The sequence below is a fragment of the Staphylococcus equorum genome, assembly GCF_001747895.1.
Classification (GTDB): Bacteria; Bacillota; Bacilli; order Staphylococcales; family Staphylococcaceae; genus Staphylococcus; species Staphylococcus equorum_A.
The window spans coordinates 280,156-303,935 of sequence record NZ_LNNB01000009.1; the positions used below are offsets into that span (position 1 = coordinate 280,156).

Consider the following 23,780-nt stretch of genomic DNA (forward strand, 5'->3'; position numbering starts at 1 on the left):
ACTAGGTGAGCATATGAAATTAGAAACTACTTATACATCCAATAACTATCCAATTATTGTAGAACACCATGCATTAGATCAATTACATCAATATATAAATAATTATAAAGATGTTGTGTTGGTAGTTGATGAAACGGTAAATAATAATTGGAATGAAACGATAGATTTTATCACTTCTGAATATGGCGCACATAAACTTACCATCCCTTCTGGTGAAGCGACCAAATCGCTAGCCTTTTATGAAGAAACGATTGAAGTATTACTCAGTAAACAATTGACGCGTGATACTTGTTTAATCGCAGTTGGTGGTGGCGCTACCGGCGATTTCACAGGATTCCTTGCTGCAACCTTATTAAGAGGTGTAGATTTTATTCAAGTACCAACGACAATTCTTGCACATGATTCAAGTGTAGGAGGCAAGGTAGGTATTAATTCTAAACATGGTAAGAATTTAATAGGTGCCTTTTATAGACCTAATGCTGTCATTTATGATTTGAACTTTCTAACAACTTTACCTTATAGAGAAATTTTAAGTGGGTATGCAGAAGTTTATAAACATGCCTTATTGAGTGACATGGAAGCTGTGCAAAATATTGAAACACAATACCCTGATCAGCCAGCACTCGCTTCGTTAAATGAAATTGAATATTATTTATTTAAAGGTATCCAAACGAAATTAAATATTATCGTCAAAGATGAAAAAGAATCCAATGTCCGTAAATTTTTAAATTTAGGTCACACATTTGGACATGCAGTTGAATACAATTTTAAAATTCCTCATGGCCATGCAGTGATGATAGGCATTATTTATCAATTTATTGTTGCTAATAAAGTCTTAAATAGAGATTTTGAAATATCTCATTATATTAATTATTTAGTTTCATTAAATTATCCATTAGATATCATTAATGAATTTGAGTTTGAAGCCTTATATCAGCTCATGTTAAAAGATAAGAAAAATGATCAACAAGGTGTCCAAATGGTATTATTGGATGGCATTGGCAATCCTGTGGTAAAACACATAGATAAGCCAACACTTCTACATGCATTCACAGATTTCCTAACATATTTTAAAAAGTAGGTGGATTTTTTGACAAACAGTAAAACAATTGACATTAACGGACCATTGATTGGTGAAATAGAAGTGCCAGGAGATAAATCTATGACACATAGAGCCATTATGTTAGGTTCTCTTGCATCTGGCGCCTCTACAATATATAAACCGCTTCTTGGTGAAGATTGTCTGAATACAGTGGAAATTTTCCAACAATTAGGTGTTGAAATTACTGTTGGCGAAAATAAAATAGAAATTAATTCGCCTGGTTATAAACACTTCAAAACGCCTCATCAAGTACTGTATACAGGTAATTCTGGTACAACGACACGTTTGGTCGCTGGTCTGTTAAGTGGTTTAGGTATTGAAACTGTTATATCAGGTGATGAATCTATTGGTAAAAGACCGATGGACAGAATTATGAAACCTTTAAGCTTAATGAACGCTAATATAACAGGCGTGGATAATAATTACACACCGCTAATCATTAAACCTGCACAAATTAACGGCATGTCTTATCAAATGGAAGTTGCGAGTGCACAAGTAAAAAGTGCAGTTTTATTCGCAAGTTTATTTGCAGAAGAGGCGACAACTGTTAAAGAATTAGGAACGACACGTAATCATACAGAAACAATGTTCCAACATTTCCATATTCCTGTTACTACTGATGGGAAAACGATAGACATGCCAAAACGAGGGATCGAACACATTCAACCCGTAGATTTCCATGTGCCAGGCGATATTTCTTCAGCAGCATATTTTATAGTGGCGGGCTTGATAACAAAAGACAGTGATATTACAATTCACAATGTTGGCATAAACCCAACACGTTCAGGTATTATAGATATCGTGAAACAAATGGAAGGGAACATTACGCTATTCAACCAAACAGATGGTCCAGAACCAACTGCTTCAATTCGCATACAATATTCTCCTGATATGAAGCCGATTCAAATTGATGGCGATTTAGTACCAAGAGCAATTGACGAAATCCCAATTGTAGCATTACTATGTTCACAAGCTGAAGGTACAAGTATTGTAAAAGATGCAGAAGAATTGAAAGTTAAAGAAACAAATCGTATTGATACAACTGCGAATATGCTAAATTTATTAGGATTTATGTTACAACCAACAAGTGATGGTATGGTTATTCATCCTTCTACTTTAAAGCAAACAGCAACAGTCGATAGTTTTACTGATCATCGTATAGGTATGATGCTTGCAATTGCATCATTATTAACAGATGAATCATTAACTATTAATCAATTTGATGCTGTAAATGTTTCTTTCCCAGGTTTCTTAACGAAGTTAAAACAATTAGAAAAAGAGGGATAAAAGTATGGAAGATATCTATAAACTCATAGACGATATCAACTTACAAAAATTAGATAACTTAGACACTCGTGTGAATGAAGCATTAAGTTCTCCAAAGGACGATGCACTTTTTATACTTGGTGAAACGTTATATAATTACGGTTTAATGCCTCAAGGGCTTGAAGTATTCCGTACGTTATACCATAAATATCCTGATGAAAGTGAATTGCTTATTTACTTCATCGAAGGTTTAATGGCTGAGAATCAAACTGATGAAGCTTTAGAATATTTAAACCAAGTTGAATTATCAACTGAACGTTTAATGTTAGAAGCTGATTTATATCAACAATTAAATATGTTAGAAGTTGCGATAGATAAATTGGTTGACGCCATAGATATAGAACCAAATGATCCAATCATACACTATGCACTTGCTGAATTATTGTATTTTGACGGACAATACCTACGTGCAGTTTCTGAATACGAAACTGTGCTTGAAACAGGCGAATATCAAGTGAATGGCACAAATTTATTTTCTCGCTTAGCAGATTGTAGTTTGCAAAGTGGAAACTACAGTGATGCGATTAAAATGTTCGATGAAATTAATGAAGAAGAAATGGTGTCTGAAGATTACTTTAAAAAAGCGATTGCTTATGAAAAAAATGAGCTCTCTCAAGAAGCGATTAATTTAGTTCAAACACTATTATCTAAAGATCCAGACTTCTTACAAGGCTATTTTTATCTGCAACAACTTTATGAAAATGAACATAACCATGCAGAAGCCATTGAAATTGGTAAAGAAGGCTTGAGATTAAGTCAATTTTATAAAGAGTTGATGGTATCAACAGGCAGTATAGCAATTGAACATGGCGATGCTAATGAAGGTGTACAATTATTACTACAAGCCCTAGAAGTTGATAATGCTTACCAAGAACCACTTTTAATCCTAAGTGATTTATATAGACAAGAAGAAGATTACGAGGCACTTATAGCATTATTGAAATATGTTGACGAAGAAGATTTAGATCCCGTCTTTATGTGGCATTTAGCATTTGCATTAGGACAAGAGGAACGTGACAAAGAAGCACAACATTTCTTTGAATTAGCATATCCAACATTGCACACGCAGTCTGCGTTTCTAAGTGATTATTATTTCTATCTAGTTGAAATCGGACAAATTGAACAAGCAAAAGCAATGCTAAATCAATTACTTGAATTAGATCCAAGCAATGAAACATGGCATGATGAAGCAGAAAGATTATTATCTTTCTAGTCAAGGAAGGTGATTAAGATGAGCAATACCCTACAACAAGTGAAAGCTAATTTCATTGAATATCTGCTTTTTCAATATCAGTTTAAATCTAGGATTAGTGTGTGGGTATTAAACTTAATTAAGTCTTCACCTGAGTTATTGCAACAAATCCATTTTGTGGATGAACTCATTTCCGATCATCATATATTGGAAATTGCTATGGAAGATACTGATCAACAAGGTATTAGATTTACACTTAAAAATCAACAGTTGATTAATAGTGACGAAATCTTCAATTATATAGCAAACGATGCTGTGTCTTTTGATATCAAACTGCATTTTAATAAAACACTATCAAGAGAATCTCGTTTAGATGAATTATTATTAATGCAATTGTTACATTCACCATACTATGCTATGTATATGCAAGACATCTATAGTATCCCACTATCAAAACAAAGCGAGTCCTCTATAATCACACATTTACAATATAATATTGATTTAAGTTTACAATTGCATGATAAAGCACTGTTTTATCAATTAACTCAAATCCTTAATACTTTTGAGTTAAGAAATGTAAATAAAACAATGAAGGATTGACCTTATGAATATAAAATATTTATGGCATTTACTCATTTATAATAAAGGTGTACTTTACTTTCTGCTTATTTGTAATTTATTAGGCACGATATATGGTTATATATGGTATAGCAGTCAACTGAGCGTGTCCAGTTGGCAGTTCGTACCGTTTGTGCCAGATAGTCCAACAGCTTCATTATTTTTATGTATTGCACTCATTGGACTCATCGCAGGTAAGAACTTACCAATTATAGAAGCTTTGGCTTTTGTATCGTTGATAAAATACGGTGTATGGGCTGTTATTATGAACATTATTATGTTTATCCAATATGACTCGGTTACAATCATTGGCTGTATGCTTATCCTTTCTCACGGTATAATGGCTATAGAGGCATTTTTCTTTTATCCAAGGTTTAAAATCACTATACCTGCTTTTACTATTGCTGTGATATGGGTATTCCATAATGACATTATTGATTATGTATTTATGCAATATCCTTACTATGATTTTATTGCTAGCCATATTGAAGGTGTTGCTTATCTCGCGTTTTGGTTAAGTGTCATACCTTTAGTGCTATATTTAAATTTAACTCGATTTAAAAAGGATAAAATATTTGACCATCATTAACGTTCACAGTAAAATGTTTATAAAGGAGTGAGGATTTTTGTCTTTTATCTATATGATTATATACTTTGTTATTCTAATGGTATTGCCTTTATGGGCGCAACACAAAGTTAAGTCTAATTATGAAAAGTATTCACAAGTAAGATCGACAAGTGGTAAGACTGGTCAAGAAGTTGCTATAGAAATACTTCATGCAAATGGCATTTATGATGTAGATGTCGTCGAAGGAAAAGGGTTCTTAACAGATCATTATGATCCTAAAAAGAAAGTCCTTGTGTTATCACCAGCTAACTTCAGTAGACCTTCAGTTGCTGGTACAGCAATCGCAGCTCACGAAGTTGGACATGCGATACAACACGCAGAAGGTTATTTCTTCTTAAGATTCAGAACATCTTTAGTACCACTGGCTAACGTAGGTAGTTCAATTGGTTACTTAGCAGTATTTGCAGGTATTATTTTAACTACTATGCAAAGCACTTTAGGTTCTACAGCATTATGGATTGGTATTGCATTCATGTCTCTTGCAGTATTATTCTCAATCGTTACACTACCAGTTGAGTTTAACGCAAGTAGTAGAGCGATGAAACAAATAAAAAGTTTAGACATTGTTAATGAAAAAGAACACCGCCATGCTAAAAAAGTACTTACAGCAGCAGCAATGACTTACGTTGCATCAACTGCAGTTGCATTAGCAGAACTTGCAAGATTTATTCTTATTGCTAGATCAAGTGAATAATAATATAAATGAGATTGAGACATAATTACATGTCTCAATCTCATTTTTTATAGTCACCTTTGCCGGAGCGGACGGTGAAATCTTATTACAAAAATTAGATTTCTGTCTCGCTCCCATTTTTTATTTAAAAGACATTCCTCTCATTACAAAGTTAAATCTCATATTAAAAACACATCAAAGCAAAAACATTAATTTACCTATTTTAAAAAAAGAAGCATGCACTACTTAATTACGTGTAATAATGAAATAAACAAATTAAAAAGATTATAGTCAAATAGTAAATAATATAACGGTTAACTATTGCAGGAATAATGCATGAAGCCTAAAATTAGTCTATACTATATAAGAAACCGTTAGAATGTGAGGCGTATATGATGAAGACTATGAAAAGTATGCAAACTGAAGTGGACGACTATATTGGTCAATTTAAAACAGGGTATTTCTCTCCCTTAGCTAATCTTGCGCGATTAACTGAAGAAGTTGGAGAACTGGCAAGAGAGATTAATCACTACCACGGTGAGAAAAAGAAAAAAGAGACAGAAGCTGAAAATACAATTAAAGCAGAACTAGGCGATAATTTATTCGTTTTATTATGTATTGCCAATTCTTTAGATATTGATATGACAGAAAGCTTTGATGAAACAATGAATAAATTTAATACACGTGATAAAGATCGTTTTGAACGTAAATAAATTAATTTGAAATAGAGAGGGTGTCCCACCTTATGAAAATAGGCATTACTTGTTACCCATCTATGGGTGGTTCTGGAATCATCGCCACTGAATTAGGCATAAAGCTTGCTGAACGTGGGCATGACATCCATTTTATTACATCTAATATACCTTTTAGAATACGAAAACCATTACCAAATATCACATTTCACCAAGTTGAAGTCAATCAGTATGCTGTTTTTCAGTATGCTCCTTATGACATAACTTTAAGTACTAAAATTGCTGAGGTTATCAATGAGTATGATTTAGATTTGTTACATATGCACTATGCAGTGCCTCATGCAGTTTGTGGTATCTTAGCAAAACATATGTCCAAAAAAGACATTAAAATTATGACTACATTGCACGGGACTGATATAACTGTACTAGGTTATGATCATTCTTTAAAAAATGCAATTAAGTTTGGTATAGAAGAAAGTGATATTGTGACGAGTGTAAGCCAGTCACTTGCGAAACAAACTAATGATATCATTGAGACAGATAAAGAAATTGTTCCAATATATAATTTTGTTCGAGAAAATGAATTCCCAACAAAACCTGATGTACAAACTGAAGAAAATGAACAATTAAAAGCTTGTTATGGTATTAAACCAGAAGAGAAGGTTTTAATTCATGTTTCAAACTTCAGAAGCGTAAAACGTATCGATACTATTATCGATACATTTGCAAAAGTACATAAATCTATGCCATCAAAATTATTATTATTAGGCGATGGTCCAGAATTAATGGATATGAAACAAAAAGCACGTGATCTAAATATTGAAAATGAAGTTCTTTTTTTAGGAAAACAAAATTGGGTTAGTGAATTTTATCAAATTTCAGACTTAGTCTTACTACTAAGTGAAAAAGAAAGCTTTGGCCTAACACTACTTGAAGCAATGAAATCCGGAGTAGTGCCCATTGGTTCTACGGCTGGTGGAATTAAAGAAGTCATTAAACATGAAGATACCGGTTTTTTAGTTGATGTAGGTGATAGTACAAGCGCAAGCCAGTATGCCTTGAAATTACTCACAGATGCAAAGCTTTATAAAACAATGCAAACACGAATGCTAGCAGATGTCTCAGAACGCTTTTCGTCTGACTTAATTGCAGATCAATATGAGTATTACTACAAAAAAATGTTAGAGGGTAACAATGACTAAAACATTATTCGAAGCGGCAAAGCCGATTTTAGAAACTTTACAAAAACATCAGTACCAAGCATTTTATGTTGGTGGGGCAGTTAGAGATTACTTAATGCAAAAACCAATTCATGATATCGATATTACGACTAGTGCCATACCAGATGAAATTGAAGCAGTATTTGATAAGACCATTCCTATTGGTAGGGAGCATGGTACGATTAATGTCGTCTATAATGGCGATCAATATGAAGTGACAACCTTTCGTGCAGAAGGGGAATATGATGACCATCGTAGACCTAATGAAGTCTTTTTCGTAAGAGACTTATACGAAGACGTAAAACGAAGAGATTTTACAATGAATGCCATTGCTATGGATGTGAATTATCAAATCCATGATTACTTTGATGGTCTAAAAGATATAGAACAGCGATTAATCAAGACAGTTGGCAATCCAGCAGAACGTTTTGACGAAGATGCGTTACGTATTATTAGAGGTTTGCGCTTTCAATCACAACTTGGCTTTACGTTAGAGAAAGCCACATTTAATGGTATGCATGCCCATATAGCAGATATTGCGCATTTATCTATTGAACGTATCGTAATTGAACTTAAAAAATTAACATTAGGTCAATATGTGGCTCAAAGTTTCAATAATTTAAAGTATTTTAATGCATTTAATTATATACCATTTTTTAACCGTTTTAACTTATCAAAATTCATATTAGAAGAACCAATATCATTATCAATGTTAATTGCATTCTTAAAAGCACAACAACCTGATGTTGACACACAGCTCTCGGATTTGAAAATTAGCAACAATGAAAAGAAATATATCACCAGACTCGAACGTATGTTACAACAAATGCCAGAAATCCAAAGCAAACAAAATTTGAAGTTATTTGTTTATGATTATGGCAAAGAAGATATACTACAAGTATTAAGTTATGAACGCATGCTCAATGACAACAATATTATGAAGGTATCTCCATTTATTTTTAACGCTGCTTCCATCAATGAAGTTAGCCAAAAATTACCGATTTCCTCAAGAAAAGAAATGGATATAGATGGCAAAGATATATTACAAGCATTAGATAAACCGAGTGGCGCATGGCTTAAATCCATATTACGTCAGGTTGAATGTGCCATCATATCAGATGAGGTCAAAAACTTTAAACCAGAACTGCTAAAGTGGGTGAAAACACATGTCCAAATATAGTAAAGATGTTGTTCAAATATTGTATCAACACCAACCTGATTATATATCGGGTCAGTTTATAGCAGAACAATTAAGCATTTCACGTACAGCGGTAAAGAAAGTAATAGATCAACTTAAGCTGGAAGGATGTCAGATTGATTCAGTGAATCATAAAGGGCATCGCTTAATCCAATTACCTGATAAATGGTATAGTGGCATTGTCCTACCAATGCTAAAAGCACAAAATGTATTTGATCAAGTTGAAATATTGGAAAGTATTAATTCAACTCAATTATTGGCTAAGCAAAAATTAGTAGGTAATACAAATACGTTTCTTATTTTAAGTGATGAACAAACACAAGGTAAAGGTCGATTTAATAGACCTTGGTCATCCTCCAAAGGAAAAGGCTTGTGGATGTCGATTGTGCTACGCCCTGATGTACCTTTTGAAATGATAACAAAATTCAATTTATTTATGGCTCTAGGGATAAGAGATGCGATACAACAGTTCAGTATCGATCCGGTTACCATTAAATGGCCAAATGATATTTATATAAATAAACAAAAAGTTTGTGGCTTTTTGACAGAAATGGTTGCGAATAGTGATGGTATTGAAGCGGTAATTTGTGGCATTGGTATTAATATGAATCACTTACAAGAAGATTTTAGTGAAGAACTGCAACAAAAAGCCACAAGTGTCCGCATTCATGCTGACGAAAAAATTAATCGTTACTATTTTTTACAATCACTTGTAAGTAATATTGAATACCGATATAAACAATTTCTTACAGAACCATTTTCAACTATTCGAGAAGAATACATAGTAGCCTCGAATATTTGGAACAAAACATTAAGATTTACAGAAAATGGTAGACAATTCCACGGAGAAGCAGTTGATATTGATGAAGATGGGTTTTTACTTGTTTTGGATGAAGCAAACAATCAACATCGTTTAATCAGTGCAGATATAGAATTTTAACCTCGTTGAAAGGAGGAATGAGAATGACAAAACCGTGTTATGCCGTTATGGATTTAGAAACAACAGGAAATCAATTAGACTATGATGAAATTATTCAAATAGGTATTACTTTTGTTCGAGAAAATAAAATAATCGGCACGTACCATTCAATGATTAAAACAGATTTAGAAATTCCTCCTTTTATACAAGCATTAACGTCAATAGAAGAAGCAATGTTAAATCAAGCACCATATTTCCATGAAATAGCTGAAGATATTTATAAGCAAATAGATGGGTGTATCTTTGTGGCACACAACGTTGCTTTCGATTTGAATTTCATAAAAAAATCTTTTAAAAATTGTGATATCAAATATCGTCCAAAAAAAGTAATGGATACGTTAGAATTATTTAAAGTCGCTTTTCCAACAGATAAAAGTTATCAGTTAAGTGAGTTAGCAGAAGCACATGGTATTGTTCTAAACAACGCACACCGCGCTGACGAAGATGCCGCAACAACAGCGCAACTTATGATACTCGCATTTGAGAAATTCGAAACGTTACCTTTAGATACTTTGAAACAACTATATTATTTAAGTAAGAATTTAAAATATGACTTACATGATATTTTATTTGAAATGGTGCGTAATCATGAAGATAAGCCACTAGAAGATGTTTATGACCAATTCGAACAAATTATTTATAAAAAACAAAAAGATTTCAAAGCACCTACAGTAGACTTTGATGGTACTTTGAAAGATTTATATACCTTGATTACTAAGGAACTTAGTTTGACCTATCGACCACAACAATTGTATCTATCTGAGATTATTTTAGAACAATTAATGAATAGTGAAAAAGCAATGATTGAAGCACCACTTGGTAGTGGCAAGTCATTTGCATATTTACTCGCATCATTGATGTATAATATTGAAACTGGTAAACACGTAATGATTTCAACTAATACTAAATTATTACAAAACCAATTGTTGGAAAAAGATATACCTGCGCTTAAACAAGCTTTAGATTTCAAAATAAATGCTACTTTAATAAAAAGTAAACGTGATTATATCTCATTAGGTTTAATCAGCCAAATTTTGAAAGAAGAAGCCAGTAATTACGAAGTCGGTATATTAAAAATGCAATTATTAATTTGGATTACCGAAACAGATACAGGTGATATTCAAGAACTAGATTTAAAAGGCGGGCAAAAAATGTATTTCGAACAAAAACTAGAGACTTATGTGCCTGTTCGCAACGATATACATTACTTCAATTTCATTAAACGAAATGCTCAAAATATTCAAATTGGTATAACAAATCATGCTCATTTAATACATGCTGCTCATGATAATTCTATATATCAATTATTTGATGATTGTATTATCGACGAAGCACACCGTTTGCCTGACTATGCTTTAAGCCAAGTGACTAATGAATTGAGTTATTCTGATATTAAATATCAACTTGGCTTAATTGGTAAGACAGAAAATGAAAAGCTACTTAAATCTATCGATCATTTAGAACAACAAAGAATTCTTGAAAAATTAGATATACCACCTATAGATGTTTTCGGATTAAAAACAACAGTCAATGAGATACATGATTTAAATGAGCAATTATTCACTACTATTTTTGACATCATTCAAAGTTCTGAAGTGCATGATGATGAAGTTCACAAGCTCCATTTTGTCTATCATTTCGACGTTGCACCAATTTTGAACGATTTACATTCAATTATTCATAAACTCAATATGACATTAGAATTCTTCAATGGTATGAGTCATAAAACAATCAAGTCGGTGCGTAAACAAATCCTTTATATTAATAATCGTTTTAAAGAAATTGAACACAGTTTAAAAAATAGTCACACAAGTTATTTATCAATTAAAAATATAAATCAAAAATCAACAATTAGACTTAATGTTAAAGACTATGATGTTAAAGAAATATTGACCACACAAGTGTTAGATAAATTTAAATCACTTACATTTATTTCAGGTACATTAACGTTTAACCATTCATTTGAAAACTTCAAACATTGGTTTAATAAAGATATCGTATTTAACACGTATGAGATTGATTCGAAGGTGATGTCACCAAACCAAACTACTGTATTCATACCTAATGATGTAGCTTCATATAATTATAAAAGTATTGATGATTATGTGAGTTCTATCGTTAATTACGTAATTGAGTATATTAACATTGTAGAGTCTAAATGTTTAATACTATTTACAAGTTATAAAATGATGCATATGGTTCAAGAGTTATTAAATGAATTGCCAGAATTTGAAGACTATGTCGTTTTGACACAACAGCAAAATCAAAACTATAAGATTGTTCAACAATTTAATAGTTTTAATAAAGCCATTTTACTAGGTACAGGTACATTCTTTGAAGGCTTTGACTTTCAATCTAATGGTATCAAATGTGTAATGATTGCTAAGTTGCCTTTTATGAATCAAAACAATACAAAATATTGGCTAATGGAGTCTGAGTTTACTTCTACATTCAAAGATTATGTATTACCTGATGCTGTAACGCGTTTTAGACAGGGTCTTGGTAGATTGATACGTAGCGAAAATGACAAAGGGATTATCGTATCCTTTGATGATCGCTTAATTCGCAGTAATTACAAGCAATTTTTTGAACAATCATTAGAAAGTTATCGTCAAAATAAAGGCGATATCAAACAATTTTCAAGCATACTTAAAAAATTAAAAAAAGAAGACCAACGCAATCAATAAACTTAGCACGCGCAACTAGAACTTATACATCGATTTTGTTAAAATATATAAGGATAAAGAAAAGAAGACTACAATATTATTAGGAGACTGGCTATGAAGACAACGATTAAAGAAGCTAAAAAATATCTTAACCAAGAAGTGACTATTGGCGCTTGGTTAACTAATAAACGTTCAAGTGGGAAAATAGCATTTCTACAATTAAGAGATGGTACGGGCTTTATGCAAGGTGTCGTAGCAAAAGCAGAAGTAACTGAGGAAATATTTAAATTAGCTAAAGAATTAACACAAGAATCATCTATTTATATTACTGGCATTATATCTGAAGATAATCGCTCAGATATTGGTTACGAAATGCAAGTGAAATCTATAGAAGTAATTTCAGAAGCTCATGATTACCCAATTACACCTAAAGACCATGGTACAGAATTTTTAATGGATCATCGTCATTTATGGTTACGTTCTAAAAAACAACATGCTGTAATGAAAATTAGAAATGAGATTATTCGTGCAACTTATGCCTTCTTTAATGACAATGGTTTCACAAAAATTGATCCACCTATTTTAACAGCAAGTGCACCTGAAGGCACAAGCGAACTATTCCATACAAAATACTTTGATGAAGACGCATTCTTATCTCAAAGTGGACAGCTTTATATGGAAGCTGCTGCAATGGCTCACGGTAGAGTGTTCTCATTTGGTCCAACATTCCGTGCTGAAAAATCTAAAACACGTCGTCATTTAATTGAATTCTGGATGATTGAACCTGAAATGGCTTTTTGTGAACATGCACAAAGTTTAGAAATCCAAGAACAATATGTGACACATGTGATTCAATCTGTATTAAATAATTGTAAACTTGAACTTAATATATTAGAGCGTGATACATCTAAACTTGAAAAAGTAACTACACCATTCCCACGTATCACATACGATGATGCTGTAGTATTCTTAAAAGAACAAGGTTTTGACGATATAGAATGGGGCGAAGATTTCGGTTCTCCACATGAAACGGCTATCGCTAATCATTATGATTTACCAGTATTTATCACTAACTATCCAACAAAAATCAAACCTTTCTATATGCAACCAAATCCAGAAAATGAAGATACTGTACTGTGTGCAGATCTCATTGCACCTGAAGGTTATGGCGAAATTATAGGTGGGTCTGAACGTATAAATGACCTTGACTTACTAGAGCAACGTATTAACGAATATGGCTTAGACGCTGAGAGTTATAGTTATTATTTAGATTTACGTCGTTATGGCAGTGTACCTCATAGTGGTTTCGGTTTAGGATTAGAAAGAACTGTAGCTTGGTTATCGGGTGTAGACCATGTCCGTGAAACTGCACCATTCCCACGCTTACTTAATCGATTATATCCATAATATTTAAAATAAGATTCACAATAAGCGTCCAGTCCACAAATAATGGCTGGACGTTTTTATAGCAATATCAAAGATGGGAGGGGCTACTTTGGATAGAGAACAATTAAAAACGAGACCAGTCGTAATTCGAAAAGAACTACTTGATCATTACAATGAATTAGGTTTAAATGAAACAGAGTTAGTTATTTTAATCAAATTATTACATGCATCAGAAACCTCTAATAAACAACCTTCAATTGAATCTTTACAGCAAGGCTCTGCATTAGATTCAAGAGAAATCACTTCAATCATTCAAACTCTAATACAACATGATTTACTAGAGCTTAATGTCAATAAAGACGAAGAAGGCAAGTTTACTGAATATATGAACCTTAATCAGTTCTATGATCGATTAAGTGAAATTATGCAACAAATGAATGTAAAACAAGATGAACACGAATCTGAACTAGAGTTCAATACACTATTTCAAAAAATTGAACAAGCGTTTGGCAGGCCTTTATCTCCATACGAGATAGAAACATTAAATCAATGGTTAGATATAGATAAACATGATTTAAGTGTCATTCAAGCTGCTTTAAATGAAGCAGAGAGCCAAAATAAAATGAGTTTTAAATATATCGATCGTATTTTACTGAATTGGAAAAAGAATAATGTGAAAACGATTGAAGACTCAAAAAAAATTAGCCGCCAATTTAACCAACCTAAAATGAAACATACAGTTAGCAAGGTCCCTAAATTTGATTGGCTGAATGGGGAGAATCCAAATGGTAAGTAATAAAAAAGCACTTGAAATGGTTGATGTCATAGCTGAAATGTTTCCAAATGCTGAATGTGAACTTGTCCATGACAATGCGTTTGAACTTACAATTGCTGTACTCTTATCTGCACAAACAACTGATATTTCTGTAAATAAACTCACGAAACCTTTATTTGAAAAATATAAAACACCCGAAGATTATTTAAGTGTGGATATTTCAGAATTAGAAAATGATATACGTACTATTGGTTTATATAGAAATAAAGCTAAAAATATTCAAAAATTAAGTCAATCGCTTTTAGATAAATTTGATGGTAAGATTCCTCAAACACATGATGAGTTAGAAAGCTTAGCAGGTGTGGGTAGAAAAACGGCCAACGTCGTTATGAGCGTAGCTTTTGGAGAACCTTCATTAGCTGTAGATACACATGTAGAACGTATCTCAAAACGTTTAGGGATATGCCGATGGAAAGATAATGTACGTCAAGTAGAGGATAAATTGTGTAAAGTAGTTCCTAGAGAAAGATGGAACAAAACACATCATCAACTCATATTTTTCGGTCGCTATCATTGCTTAGCTCGTAAACCAAAATGCGATGTTTGTCCATTATTCGAAGAATGTAGGGAAGGTCAAAAGCGCTATAAAGCAAGTTTGAAAGAGGCATGAATAAAATGATTACAAAAGAAGACTTTACAAAGTTAGAACTGGAATTGGATTCATACGCGAAAGTAAAAAAACTAAAATCACCAGAAGCAAAAAGATTGTTAGATCAATACTTTAATCTGATTCAACTTTACTTTCAACAAATTAATGATATTGAAATGATTGATTTTAAATGCTTAGATGAATATGCTATCGTTCCAATGAACTTTGAAGAAAGATATCATTATATGATAGCACGTAAATATCATTTTATGGGTTACAGCCAAATGAAAACATTAAAATCAGAACTTATTAAAATGAACGCATCTTATCAAATTCGTCTAAAAAACAAACGTTAAACAATAAAAACAGCGTAAGCTCTCAAAATTAGGAGACTTACGCTGTTTTTTTATTCATGTTTGTATCTGTTTGATGAATTAATATGTATAAATATACTTTAACTAAAAACAAAGACCCGATTCCAATTAATATGGAAACCGAGTCTTTTAAAACTGAAGTCTTATTATTGTGTACTATTTGAAGTAGCTGTTCCACTTCTATTTGCATTGGTAGTGTTTGTGCCACTTGTATTATTGGTATTTGTGCTACCAGTATTGTTACTACTTGAACTATTACTGTCTGAATCACTCTCAGAATTACTGTTTGAGTCACTGTCTGAATCACTGTTACTGCCTTGACCTTTAGGATCATTATCAGTTGTATTGTCATCAGGTTCACCTTTAACTGATAAATTATCTTTACTGTCTCCGCTAACAGAGTCTGGTTTCGTGAAGTCTTCACCATCGCGCGGTGAAATATTAGACATTACATCTTCTAATAGGAATTGAGGATATTCTTGTTCATCACTTCCTACAAATGAGTTTGTTCCGCCTTGTTTAACTTCATTGAATCCCATCCATACAGACATACTGTATTTAGGAGTGAAACCATTAACCCAAACATCTTTAGCAGCATCATCAGGTAGATTATACTGTTGCTGAGTTTGTTGACCATAAGTACCTGTACCTGTCTTAGCACCTATGTTTAATCCAGAAATGCCATGTCCATATGCAGAGCCATAAGCCTCAAATGTACCTTTAAGTGTTTCGGCTAGCATATAAGCAGTAGAATCTTTCATAGCTTTTTTGCTTGTATGGTCATATTCAATGACTTCGCCATCTTGTTTTTCAACTTTTTCAATTGAATGTGCATTGTTGTACTCGCCACCATTTGCTATTGCAGCAAATGCTGATGCTAATTGTGTAGGAGAGAACTCAGATGCAGAACCACCTAATACTTCAGAAGGTCCAATCTCTCCTTCGTATTCTAATCCTACTTTTTCAGCGAATTTCTTCGGTGCATCGTTTCCAGCATTTTCTTTTGTTGATTGCCAAGCTTTTAAGGCAGGGATGTTGAAACTTTGACGTAATGCATCATAAAGTTTAACCGTTCCGTGACTTTCCAAGTCATAGTTTCTAAATGTAACACCATCAACTTGATATTCTTCTTCATCTTTCATGGCATGGTCTGTTGCCCAAGACATGTTTTCAATTGCTGGACCATAAGATAAGAATGGTTTTAATGACGATCCGGTAGGGTGTGCATCTGTTGCTAAGTTTCTATCAACGACGTCTTTATAATTTCTACCACCAGATATTGCAACAAGTTCACCAGTTTCACTATCTACGATAGATGAACCAACTTGTTGATCATCATTTTTATAGTAGCTACCATTATCTATACGTTCTTGCAATGTATCTTGAACATCTTTGTCCATATTCGTATGAATCTTAATGCCACTATTTAATACAGATCCTAAATCTTCACCTTTGAACGCTTTATTATTCATAAGCTCTGATTTCACAAAATTAATATATGAATCATATTCTTTTTTAGAATCATCATTGCTTACTTGTCGTTCTTCATTAGTTCGTTGAACAAGTGTATCTTGAATTTTAGTATCTTGTGCTTTTTCTTTCTCTTCTTTAGAAATCCTATCATGATATTCCATGAGATATAGCACAGTATTTTTACGTGATTCCGCTTCTTCAGGATTATCATAAACATTATACGTATTTGGTACTTGTGGTAATCCAGCAAGGTATGCTTCCTCAGTTAAAGTTAAATCTTTCAATTCTTTATCAAAGTAATATTTAGCTGCCGCTTTCACACCATAAACACCATCAGAATAATAAATCTTATTCAAGTACATTTCGAATATTTCATCTTTACTGTACTCTTGTTCTAATCTGTATGACAAGTATGCTTCCTGTGCCTTACGTGCGATAGATTTTTTATCTGTCAAGAATGATCGTTTAACAACTTGTTGTGTTAAAGTCGATGCACCTTGTGAACCAAATCCACCAGTAATATTTTTGGCAACAGCGCCGAACAGACGTTTATAGTCAAGTGCACCATGACTGTAGAAGCGATTATCTTCTGTAGCCAAAACAGCATCCTTCATTGCTTTAGGTACTTCATCTAATTCAACATGTTCACGTCGTTGTCCGTTATCAATTGTTTTCACCAATTCTCCATCTTTATCATAAATCTTAGCTGGGATTGGATCTTGTAATTTTGACTCAGTAAATGCTGGAGCTTTCCAAGCATAATAAGCAAATAACAAGATACCTATTAACGCTAAGACAATGAAGGCAATGATAAGAAAGCCAATTATCTTGATTATCGTTCGTTTAATATTCCTATTCTTTTTTTGCTCGGACTTACCTTTCTTTTTAGATTGGGAAGTCCTTTTTTTCTCCGTCATACGCGGTCCTCACTTTCATCTAATATCAACTTATCAACAGCTTTGAGGTAATTCAATCGTGGTTGATACTGATAAGGAATATAGTAACCATTTTTTCTTACTTCTTCAACCGTTACCGACTTTTTAATGTTATTCGTATGTCTTTCCCAAAAGTGTTCAAACTTAGAATAGGGAAGTAGATATACTTCATCAAGCGTTTTAAATCGAATTAATAAAAATACTATCCCATTTTGTTTGAAACAAGACGCCATATGTGAAACTTGGTGTTCATGCATATTACTCAATGGGAAAGAAGTTTTATTTTTCGTTTCTTTCGCTTCAAAGTCAAGGTAATGTCCATTATAAATACCATTATAATCAGTTGTAGACGGCGTTCGGAAATAAGCCTCATTAATTACAGCCTTACTTCGCATAGGGTAATGAACATTTACGATTTGAACAGGCGTTGGTTTTTTATGTATAACCGCCATTCCATGGTTCAAATAGTAAGTGTTCGACAGTTCGATATCGTTTTCAAGCGACATACCTCTGCCACCATAGTCTATTTTACCCGTTTGACCCTTATGAGTTCGTCCGACTTGAGACTTATTTCTATTAAATGGTTTCCCATTAGGGTAATTCATTGTTTTTCACCACTTTAGTTTGGAAATCAAAAACTTTTTCCATTATACCCGACTTTGGCAAATTTTTCCAAACCTTGAAATATGAATCAATGTATTTACAAATACATCAAGTACATTTTAACGTGCTTTGCATAATTAAACAATATTTGGAACTAAATAAGGCGCTATTATAACATAATTGTAAGACGACGCTTTAGAAATGACGCACATTGTCTTTTATGGTAAATTTATTGTGTAGGAGGAAACTTCATGCAACAGTTAATTACGCAATTATTAGATGATGTACAGCTTATGCAAGATAAATATGAATCCGTAAAAGCATCTGGCGAAGATTATGATTTTTATTCTGTTGTCGTCCCATTCACGAATAATATTGATGAATTGCTCACATCCTTTATTCAATATGAAACTCAAATACTTCAATTGCAATATATGAACAAACAAAAATTTGATTTATTAGTTTCTAATATCGAAGAATTATCTGTGGAGTGCCACTTTAAGCGCTCAAGTAGAAAGTTATTCACAGAAAAAATAAAGGCTGTTCAATATGATTTAAGCTATATTCAAAGAAGTGAGTTGTATCTATGATAAAAACAGTTTATGTCACAGGCTATAAATCTTATGAACTTAATATTTTCAAAGATGATGCTCCAGAAGTTTCCTATTTAAAAAAATTTATAGCACATAAATTAAATCAATTGATTGAAGAAGGCTTAGAATGGGTATTAATACAAGGACAGATGGGTATAGAGTTATGGACAGCAGAAGTAGTACTTGATTTGAAAGCAACATATCCAGAACTTAAATTGGGTATTATAACGCCGTTTTATGGTCACAGCGATAGATGGAACGAACAAAATCAAGCTAAATATCAAAATATCACACAAAAGGCTGATTTTGTAGATAGTGTGTTTCATTCACCATACGAAGGACCTCATCAATTTAAACAGACAGATCAGTTCATGTTAGATCACACAGATCAAACATTATTAATATATGATGAGGAGCAAGAAGCAAGTCCAAAATTCTTCAAGCAGATGTTAGTTGATTTTATGGAAAAAACAAATTATACTTGTGACATTGTGACGTTCGATGAATTAACTGAGTTCATCAATGATTTACAGTGGTCTCAAGAACAAAGTTTCGAATGAGGTGGGAAAAAATGGCAGATATTTCATTGAAATTATCAGCAAAGGATATTTATGAAAAAGATTTTGAAAAAACTATGACACGTGGTTATAGAAGGGAAGAAGTCGATGCCTTCTTAGACGACATCATAGCGGATTATCAAAAAATGTCAGACTTAGATAGTGAAGTTGTTAAGCTTTCCGAAGAAAACAATAAACTAAAAAAAGAACTTGAAGAACTTAGATTACGTGTAGCAACGTCAAGACCACAAGAAAATAAGAATTTCTCTTCCAATAGTAATGCTGCAACTAAGAGTAATAACAACAATAACAATAATAATAATAATGTTGATATTCTAAAAAGAATTTCTAACTTAGAAAAAGCGGTATTTGGAAAATAACACGCTAATGAATGATTATAGTGTGTGCAAATCGTAGATATAGCTTCATCTACATAAAACCAAGTTTTGATTTCATTCAAAACTTGGTTTATTTTGTTTGTTTAGCCGTCTAAAGCATGGTATACTTTCAAAGATGGTGTTTTGGGTGATCGCTATAGCAATATAGAGGAAAGTCCATGCTCACACAATCTGAGATGATTGTAGTGTTCGTGCTTGATGAAAAAATAAGTCAAGGCATTAAATTGACGGCAATGAAATAACCTAAGTCTTATAGATACGGTTAAAATAGTTTGAAAGTGCCACAGTGACGTAGCTTTTATAGAAATATAAAAGGTGGAACGCGGTAAACCCCTCGAGTGAGCAATCCAAATTAGGTAGGAGCACTTATTTAACGGAATTCAACGTATAAATAGGACATGCTTTTAAAAGCATGTAGACAGATGGTTACCACCAGCGTACGAGTGTATCTAGTACACGATAGCAGTACAACGGTACAAAACATGGCTTACAGAAATATCATCACTAGACCCAAGCTCTCCCACATAGGAGAGCTTTTTTAATTTCTAAAGTTATAGAAGGCATTCATTAAACTGAGTTGCATTAGAACTTAGTACAATGTCATATCTATTTAAAAATTTTTTTGATAAAATATAAGTAAATCTTTATTAAAGAAGGAGCAAACTAATGTATCAATTATTAGCCGTATGTCCTATGGGATTAGAAGCAGTTGTGGCAAAAGAAGTTCAAGAATTAGGTTATGAAACAACTGTCGAAAATGGCAGAATATTTTTTGAAGGTGACGAATCTGCAATTGTTAAGTGTAATTTATGGTTACGTACAGCCGACAGAATTAAAATTGTAGTAGGTCAATTTAAAGCCACTACATTTGATGAGTTATTTGAAAAAACAAAGGCTTTACCATGGGAGGCAATTGTTGAACAAGATGGTAACTTCCCAGTACAAGGTCGGAGTGTGAAATCGACGTTGTTTAGTGTTCCTGATTGCCAAGCAATTGTAAAAAAAGCAATTGTTGAACGTTTAAGACGCGCGTACCAAGAACGTGGTTGGTTAAATGAAACAGGTGCAAAATACCCAGTGGAAGTTTCAATATTAAAAGATAATGCACTTCTTACAATAGACACTTCTGGTTCAGGATTGAATAAACGTGGTTATCGTTTAGCTCAGGGTGAAGCACCAATTAAAGAAACACTTGCAGCAAGTTTAATTCGTTTAGCGAATTGGACAGGTGATACGCCGTTAATAGATCCATTCTGTGGTTCAGGCACAATAGCAATAGAGGCTTGCTTAATCGCGCAAAACATTGCACCTGGGTTTAATCGTGATTTTGTTTCTGAAAAATGGGACATGATGCCTGACAATTTATATGACGAAATGAGAGACGAGGCAGATCAACAAGCTAATTACGATAGAAAACTTGAAATCTATGCTTCGGATATCGATCCAGAAATGATAGATATTGCACGCAGAAACGCTGAAGAAGTTGGATTAGCTGATATTATTCAATTTAGCGTGAAAGATGTTAATACACTTACAATAGATACAGAGGAGCCAATCGCACTTATAGGTAACCCGCCATATGGTGAACGTATCGGTGACCGTGACGAAGTAGAAGTTATGTATCGCTATATTGGTGAATTAATGCAACAACATCCTCATCTATCTACTTATATTTTGACAAGTAGTACAGAATTTGAACATTTAGTTAACCAAAAGGCAACTAAGCGTAGGAAGTTATTTAATGGATATATTGAATGTACGTATTATCAGTATTGGGGTAAAAGAAAACCTCAAAATTAAAATTTAATAGATTGAAAAAGTAGAAAGAGGTGCATCTTTTGAACACTGAATTTAAAAAGGGTATCGTATTCGCTTTTGCTGCTTATATATTATGGGGCGTTCTACCCATATATTGGGATTTAATTAGAGATTTAGGCGCATTTGAAATTTTAGCATATAGAATTGTGCTTTCGATGATATTTATGCTATTTGTTGTAGTGTTCACTAAAAATACTGGACCCTTTAAACGAGATGTTCATCAACTCTTTACAAATCCAATTCAACTCATTGCTATTATTGCAGCAGGTTATGTAATTACAATTAACTGGGGCACATTCATATGGGCTGTAGCAAATGGTCATGTACTGCAAACGAGTTTAGGATATTATATTAATCCACTCGTAAGTATAATACTTGCGCTTATTTTCTTGAAAGAACGTTTTAATAAATTAGAGTGGATCGCAATTGCATTAGCAGTTATAGGTGTGCTCTACATGACATTGAAAATGGGTGTATTCCCAGGTATTTCCTTATTATTAGCAAGTTCGTTTGGCTTGTACGGATTAATTAAAAAACTAGTGCCGATAGATGCCATTAGCAGTATCACTATAGAATGTATTGCTACTGCTCCAGCAGGCTTTATATATCTGTGGTATATATGGCAACAAGGGAGTTCTTCTCTAGGAGTCAATAGTTCATCATTTTGGCTATTATTCTCAGGGGCGATTACAGCGATACCGCTAATACTGTTTTCAGCAGGCGCACGTAGAATTCCATTGTCTTTAACTGGCTTCATACAATACATTGCTCCAACGTTGATGTTTATATTAGGGATATTCTTATTTAAAGAACCATTTAATATTGACCAGTTAGTAACGTTCATTTTTATATGGATTGGTATTATTGTCTATAGCATTTCACAGTACTTTAAAATTAAGAAAGATAAAACCCCTGTAATTCGTTAGCAATTTAAGTTTATCATTACAATTAGATCTCTAGATGTTGAAAACTGTATTAAGTTGATACTTAAGAACTGTTTAACATATCTAGGGATTTTTCAATTCAATACATTATAGTAATCAATTAAGCACTCAGATTGTAATCAAGTATGTTTTAAGTTTAATATGGGGGTAAAGAGGTTAACTATAGTACTGTGAGTATAAACAGATTATATGTAACAAACGTACTTCAGAATTTGGAGATAAAAAGAAACTTAAAACATTTTTGATTATATAGTAAAATTATTGTAACGATAAAATGATATTGGAGTGATTGGATGACAAGAGTATTAATTCTAGGGGCAAATGGTGCAGTTTCTAAAGCAGCTATTAATTCTTTTTTAGAAAACACATCCTATACCTTAAGATTATTTTTAAGAGATGCGAATAGATTACCTGACTTTGCATCAGATAGAATTCGTGTGCGTGAAGGTGACGCTACTAACTTTGATGATGTTAATAGTGCAATGGACGATGTAGATATCGTTATAGCTAGTCTATCAGGTGATCTTGATAAAGAAGCATCGACTATTGTAAAAGCAATGCAAACAAATGATGTGAAACGTTTAATCTTCGTAACTTCTTTAGGTATATATAATGAAGTACCAGGAGAATTTGGGGAATGGGTCCAACAACAAATAGGTGATAGACTACCTGTATATAAAGAAGCAGCTGACATTATTGAAAATTCAGGGCTAGATTATACTATTTTTAGACCAGCGTGGTTAACTCATACGAACGAGATTGATTATGAAATCACTCAAAAAAATGAATCCTTCAAAGGTACAGAAGTATCTAGAAAAAGTGTAGCAGCTGTCGCTGTTAAAATCGCTAAAGATCCAAGCCTTTATTTAAAAGAAAACATTGGTATCAATAAGCCTAATACTGATTACAGTAAACCTAAAGGAAGTTAATAATAAGTAAGTGTATATAAAGGCTGTAAGTAAAACAATAGACAGACTAACA

At 32.9% G+C, this 23,780-nt stretch carries 23 protein-coding genes and 1 other RNA gene; 22 read left to right on the forward strand and 2 right to left on the reverse strand.

The features are described 5' to 3' along the window. Nucleotides 1–13: 13 nt before the first annotated feature. The 15 genes from aroB to AST02_RS03285 all read left to right on the forward strand — a co-directional run bounded on the left by aroB (nt 14) and on the right by AST02_RS03285 (nt 15,460). Nucleotides 14–1,081: a 3-dehydroquinate synthase gene (aroB, locus tag AST02_RS03215; protein WP_069815589.1), complete on the forward strand. Its 1,068-nt coding sequence runs from the start codon at nt 14–16 to the stop codon at nt 1,079–1,081. Nucleotides 1,082–1,090: 9 nt separating this feature from the next. Then, a complete protein-coding gene (aroA, locus tag AST02_RS03220; protein WP_069815590.1) occupies nt 1,091–2,389 on the forward strand; it encodes a 3-phosphoshikimate 1-carboxyvinyltransferase in 1,299 nt (432 codons plus the stop codon). A 4-nt stretch (nt 2,390–2,393) separates the two neighbouring features. After that, nucleotides 2,394–3,641, forward strand: coding sequence for a tetratricopeptide repeat protein (locus AST02_RS03225; protein ID WP_046465367.1), 1,248 nt, complete (start codon nt 2,394–2,396; stop codon nt 3,639–3,641). Between the two features lie 18 nt (nt 3,642–3,659). Next, a complete protein-coding gene (locus tag AST02_RS03230) occupies nt 3,660–4,220 on the forward strand; it encodes a YpiB family protein (RefSeq protein WP_069815592.1) in 561 nt (186 codons plus the stop codon). 4 nt (nt 4,221–4,224) lie between these two features. Continuing rightward, on the forward strand, nt 4,225–4,827 hold the full coding sequence (locus AST02_RS03235; protein WP_069815595.1) for a DUF1405 domain-containing protein: 603 nt from the start codon (nt 4,225–4,227) through the stop codon (nt 4,825–4,827). A 37-nt stretch (nt 4,828–4,864) separates the two neighbouring features. After that, nucleotides 4,865–5,560, forward strand: a complete 696-nt coding sequence (locus AST02_RS03240) for a zinc metallopeptidase (RefSeq protein ID WP_046465364.1) — start codon at nt 4,865–4,867, stop codon at nt 5,558–5,560. Between the two features lie 374 nt (nt 5,561–5,934). Next, nucleotides 5,935–6,252 (forward strand): nucleotide pyrophosphohydrolase, encoded by a 318-nt coding sequence (locus AST02_RS03245; protein WP_046465363.1) that lies wholly within the window; start codon nt 5,935–5,937, stop codon nt 6,250–6,252. Between the two features lie 32 nt (nt 6,253–6,284). Beyond that, the gene (gene bshA / locus AST02_RS03250; protein ID WP_069815597.1) at nt 6,285–7,433 is read left to right on the forward strand and encodes an N-acetyl-alpha-D-glucosaminyl L-malate synthase BshA; all 1,149 of its coding nucleotides are present in this window, start codon (nt 6,285–6,287) and stop codon (nt 7,431–7,433) included. Next, the gene (locus AST02_RS03255; RefSeq protein ID WP_069815600.1) at nt 7,426–8,631 is read left to right on the forward strand and encodes a CCA tRNA nucleotidyltransferase; all 1,206 of its coding nucleotides are present in this window, start codon (nt 7,426–7,428) and stop codon (nt 8,629–8,631) included. Before bshA ends, AST02_RS03255 begins: the two co-directional genes overlap by 8 nt. Then, nucleotides 8,618–9,589 carry a biotin--[acetyl-CoA-carboxylase] ligase gene (locus AST02_RS03260; RefSeq protein ID WP_046465360.1) on the forward strand — a complete coding sequence of 324 codons (972 nt, stop codon included), beginning with the start codon at nt 8,618–8,620 and terminating at the stop codon, nt 9,587–9,589. The genes AST02_RS03255 and AST02_RS03260 overlap by 14 nt, the downstream gene beginning before the upstream one ends. Nucleotides 9,590–9,612: 23 nt before the next feature. After that, complete coding sequence (locus AST02_RS03265; protein WP_069815601.1) at nt 9,613–12,315, forward strand: helicase C-terminal domain-containing protein; 2,703 nt, start codon at nt 9,613–9,615, stop codon at nt 12,313–12,315. Nucleotides 12,316–12,408: 93 nt separating this feature from the next. Next, nucleotides 12,409–13,701 (forward strand): asparagine--tRNA ligase, encoded by a 1,293-nt coding sequence (gene asnS / locus AST02_RS03270; RefSeq protein WP_046465358.1) that lies wholly within the window; start codon nt 12,409–12,411, stop codon nt 13,699–13,701. An 88-nt stretch (nt 13,702–13,789) separates the two neighbouring features. After that, on the forward strand, nt 13,790–14,476 hold the full coding sequence (locus tag AST02_RS03275) for a DnaD domain-containing protein (protein WP_046465357.1): 687 nt from the start codon (nt 13,790–13,792) through the stop codon (nt 14,474–14,476). Continuing rightward, entirely contained in the window at nt 14,466–15,125 is a 660-nt protein-coding gene (nth, locus tag AST02_RS03280) for an endonuclease III (protein WP_046465356.1), read from the forward strand. Before AST02_RS03275 ends, nth begins: the two co-directional genes overlap by 11 nt. Before the next feature lie 5 nt (nt 15,126–15,130). Further along, nucleotides 15,131–15,460: a YpoC family protein gene (locus tag AST02_RS03285; RefSeq protein ID WP_069815603.1), complete on the forward strand. Its 330-nt coding sequence runs from the start codon at nt 15,131–15,133 to the stop codon at nt 15,458–15,460. A 164-nt stretch (nt 15,461–15,624) separates the two neighbouring features. On the opposite strand, the gene AST02_RS03290 is transcribed toward AST02_RS03285, so the two are convergent. After that, nucleotides 15,625–17,868, reverse strand: coding sequence for a transglycosylase domain-containing protein (locus AST02_RS03290; RefSeq protein ID WP_046465354.1), 2,244 nt, complete (start codon nt 17,866–17,868; stop codon nt 15,625–15,627). Next, the gene (gene recU, locus AST02_RS03295) at nt 17,865–18,491 is read right to left on the reverse strand and encodes a Holliday junction resolvase RecU (RefSeq protein WP_046465353.1); all 627 of its coding nucleotides are present in this window, start codon (nt 18,489–18,491) and stop codon (nt 17,865–17,867) included. Before recU ends, AST02_RS03290 begins: the two co-directional genes overlap by 4 nt. A 249-nt stretch (nt 18,492–18,740) precedes the next feature. Here recU and AST02_RS03300 point away from each other — a divergent pair, with 249 nt between their 5' ends. The 7 genes from AST02_RS03300 to AST02_RS03330 all read left to right on the forward strand — a co-directional run bounded on the left by AST02_RS03300 (nt 18,741) and on the right by AST02_RS03330 (nt 23,728). Beyond that, complete coding sequence (locus AST02_RS03300) at nt 18,741–19,079, forward strand: DUF1798 family protein (RefSeq protein WP_046465352.1); 339 nt, start codon at nt 18,741–18,743, stop codon at nt 19,077–19,079. Continuing rightward, entirely contained in the window at nt 19,076–19,642 is a 567-nt protein-coding gene (locus AST02_RS03305) for a DUF1273 domain-containing protein (RefSeq protein ID WP_021339200.1), read from the forward strand. The genes AST02_RS03300 and AST02_RS03305 overlap by 4 nt, the downstream gene beginning before the upstream one ends. Nucleotides 19,643–19,653: 11 nt before the next feature. Next, a complete protein-coding gene (locus tag AST02_RS03310; RefSeq protein WP_046465351.1) occupies nt 19,654–20,019 on the forward strand; it encodes a DivIVA domain-containing protein in 366 nt (121 codons plus the stop codon). 137 nt (nt 20,020–20,156) lie between these two features. Beyond that, an RNA gene (gene rnpB / locus AST02_RS03315) (RNase P RNA component class B) lies at nt 20,157–20,532 on the forward strand. A gap of 171 nt (nt 20,533–20,703) precedes the next feature. Beyond that, complete coding sequence (locus AST02_RS03320) at nt 20,704–21,837, forward strand: THUMP domain-containing class I SAM-dependent RNA methyltransferase (protein WP_069815611.1); 1,134 nt, start codon at nt 20,704–20,706, stop codon at nt 21,835–21,837. Nucleotides 21,838–21,875: 38 nt separating this feature from the next. Beyond that, complete coding sequence (gene rarD, locus AST02_RS03325; RefSeq protein ID WP_046465349.1) at nt 21,876–22,781, forward strand: EamA family transporter RarD; 906 nt, start codon at nt 21,876–21,878, stop codon at nt 22,779–22,781. A gap of 311 nt (nt 22,782–23,092) precedes the next feature. Beyond that, entirely contained in the window at nt 23,093–23,728 is a 636-nt protein-coding gene (locus AST02_RS03330) for an SDR family oxidoreductase (protein WP_046465348.1), read from the forward strand. Nucleotides 23,729–23,780: the final 52 nt, after the last annotated feature.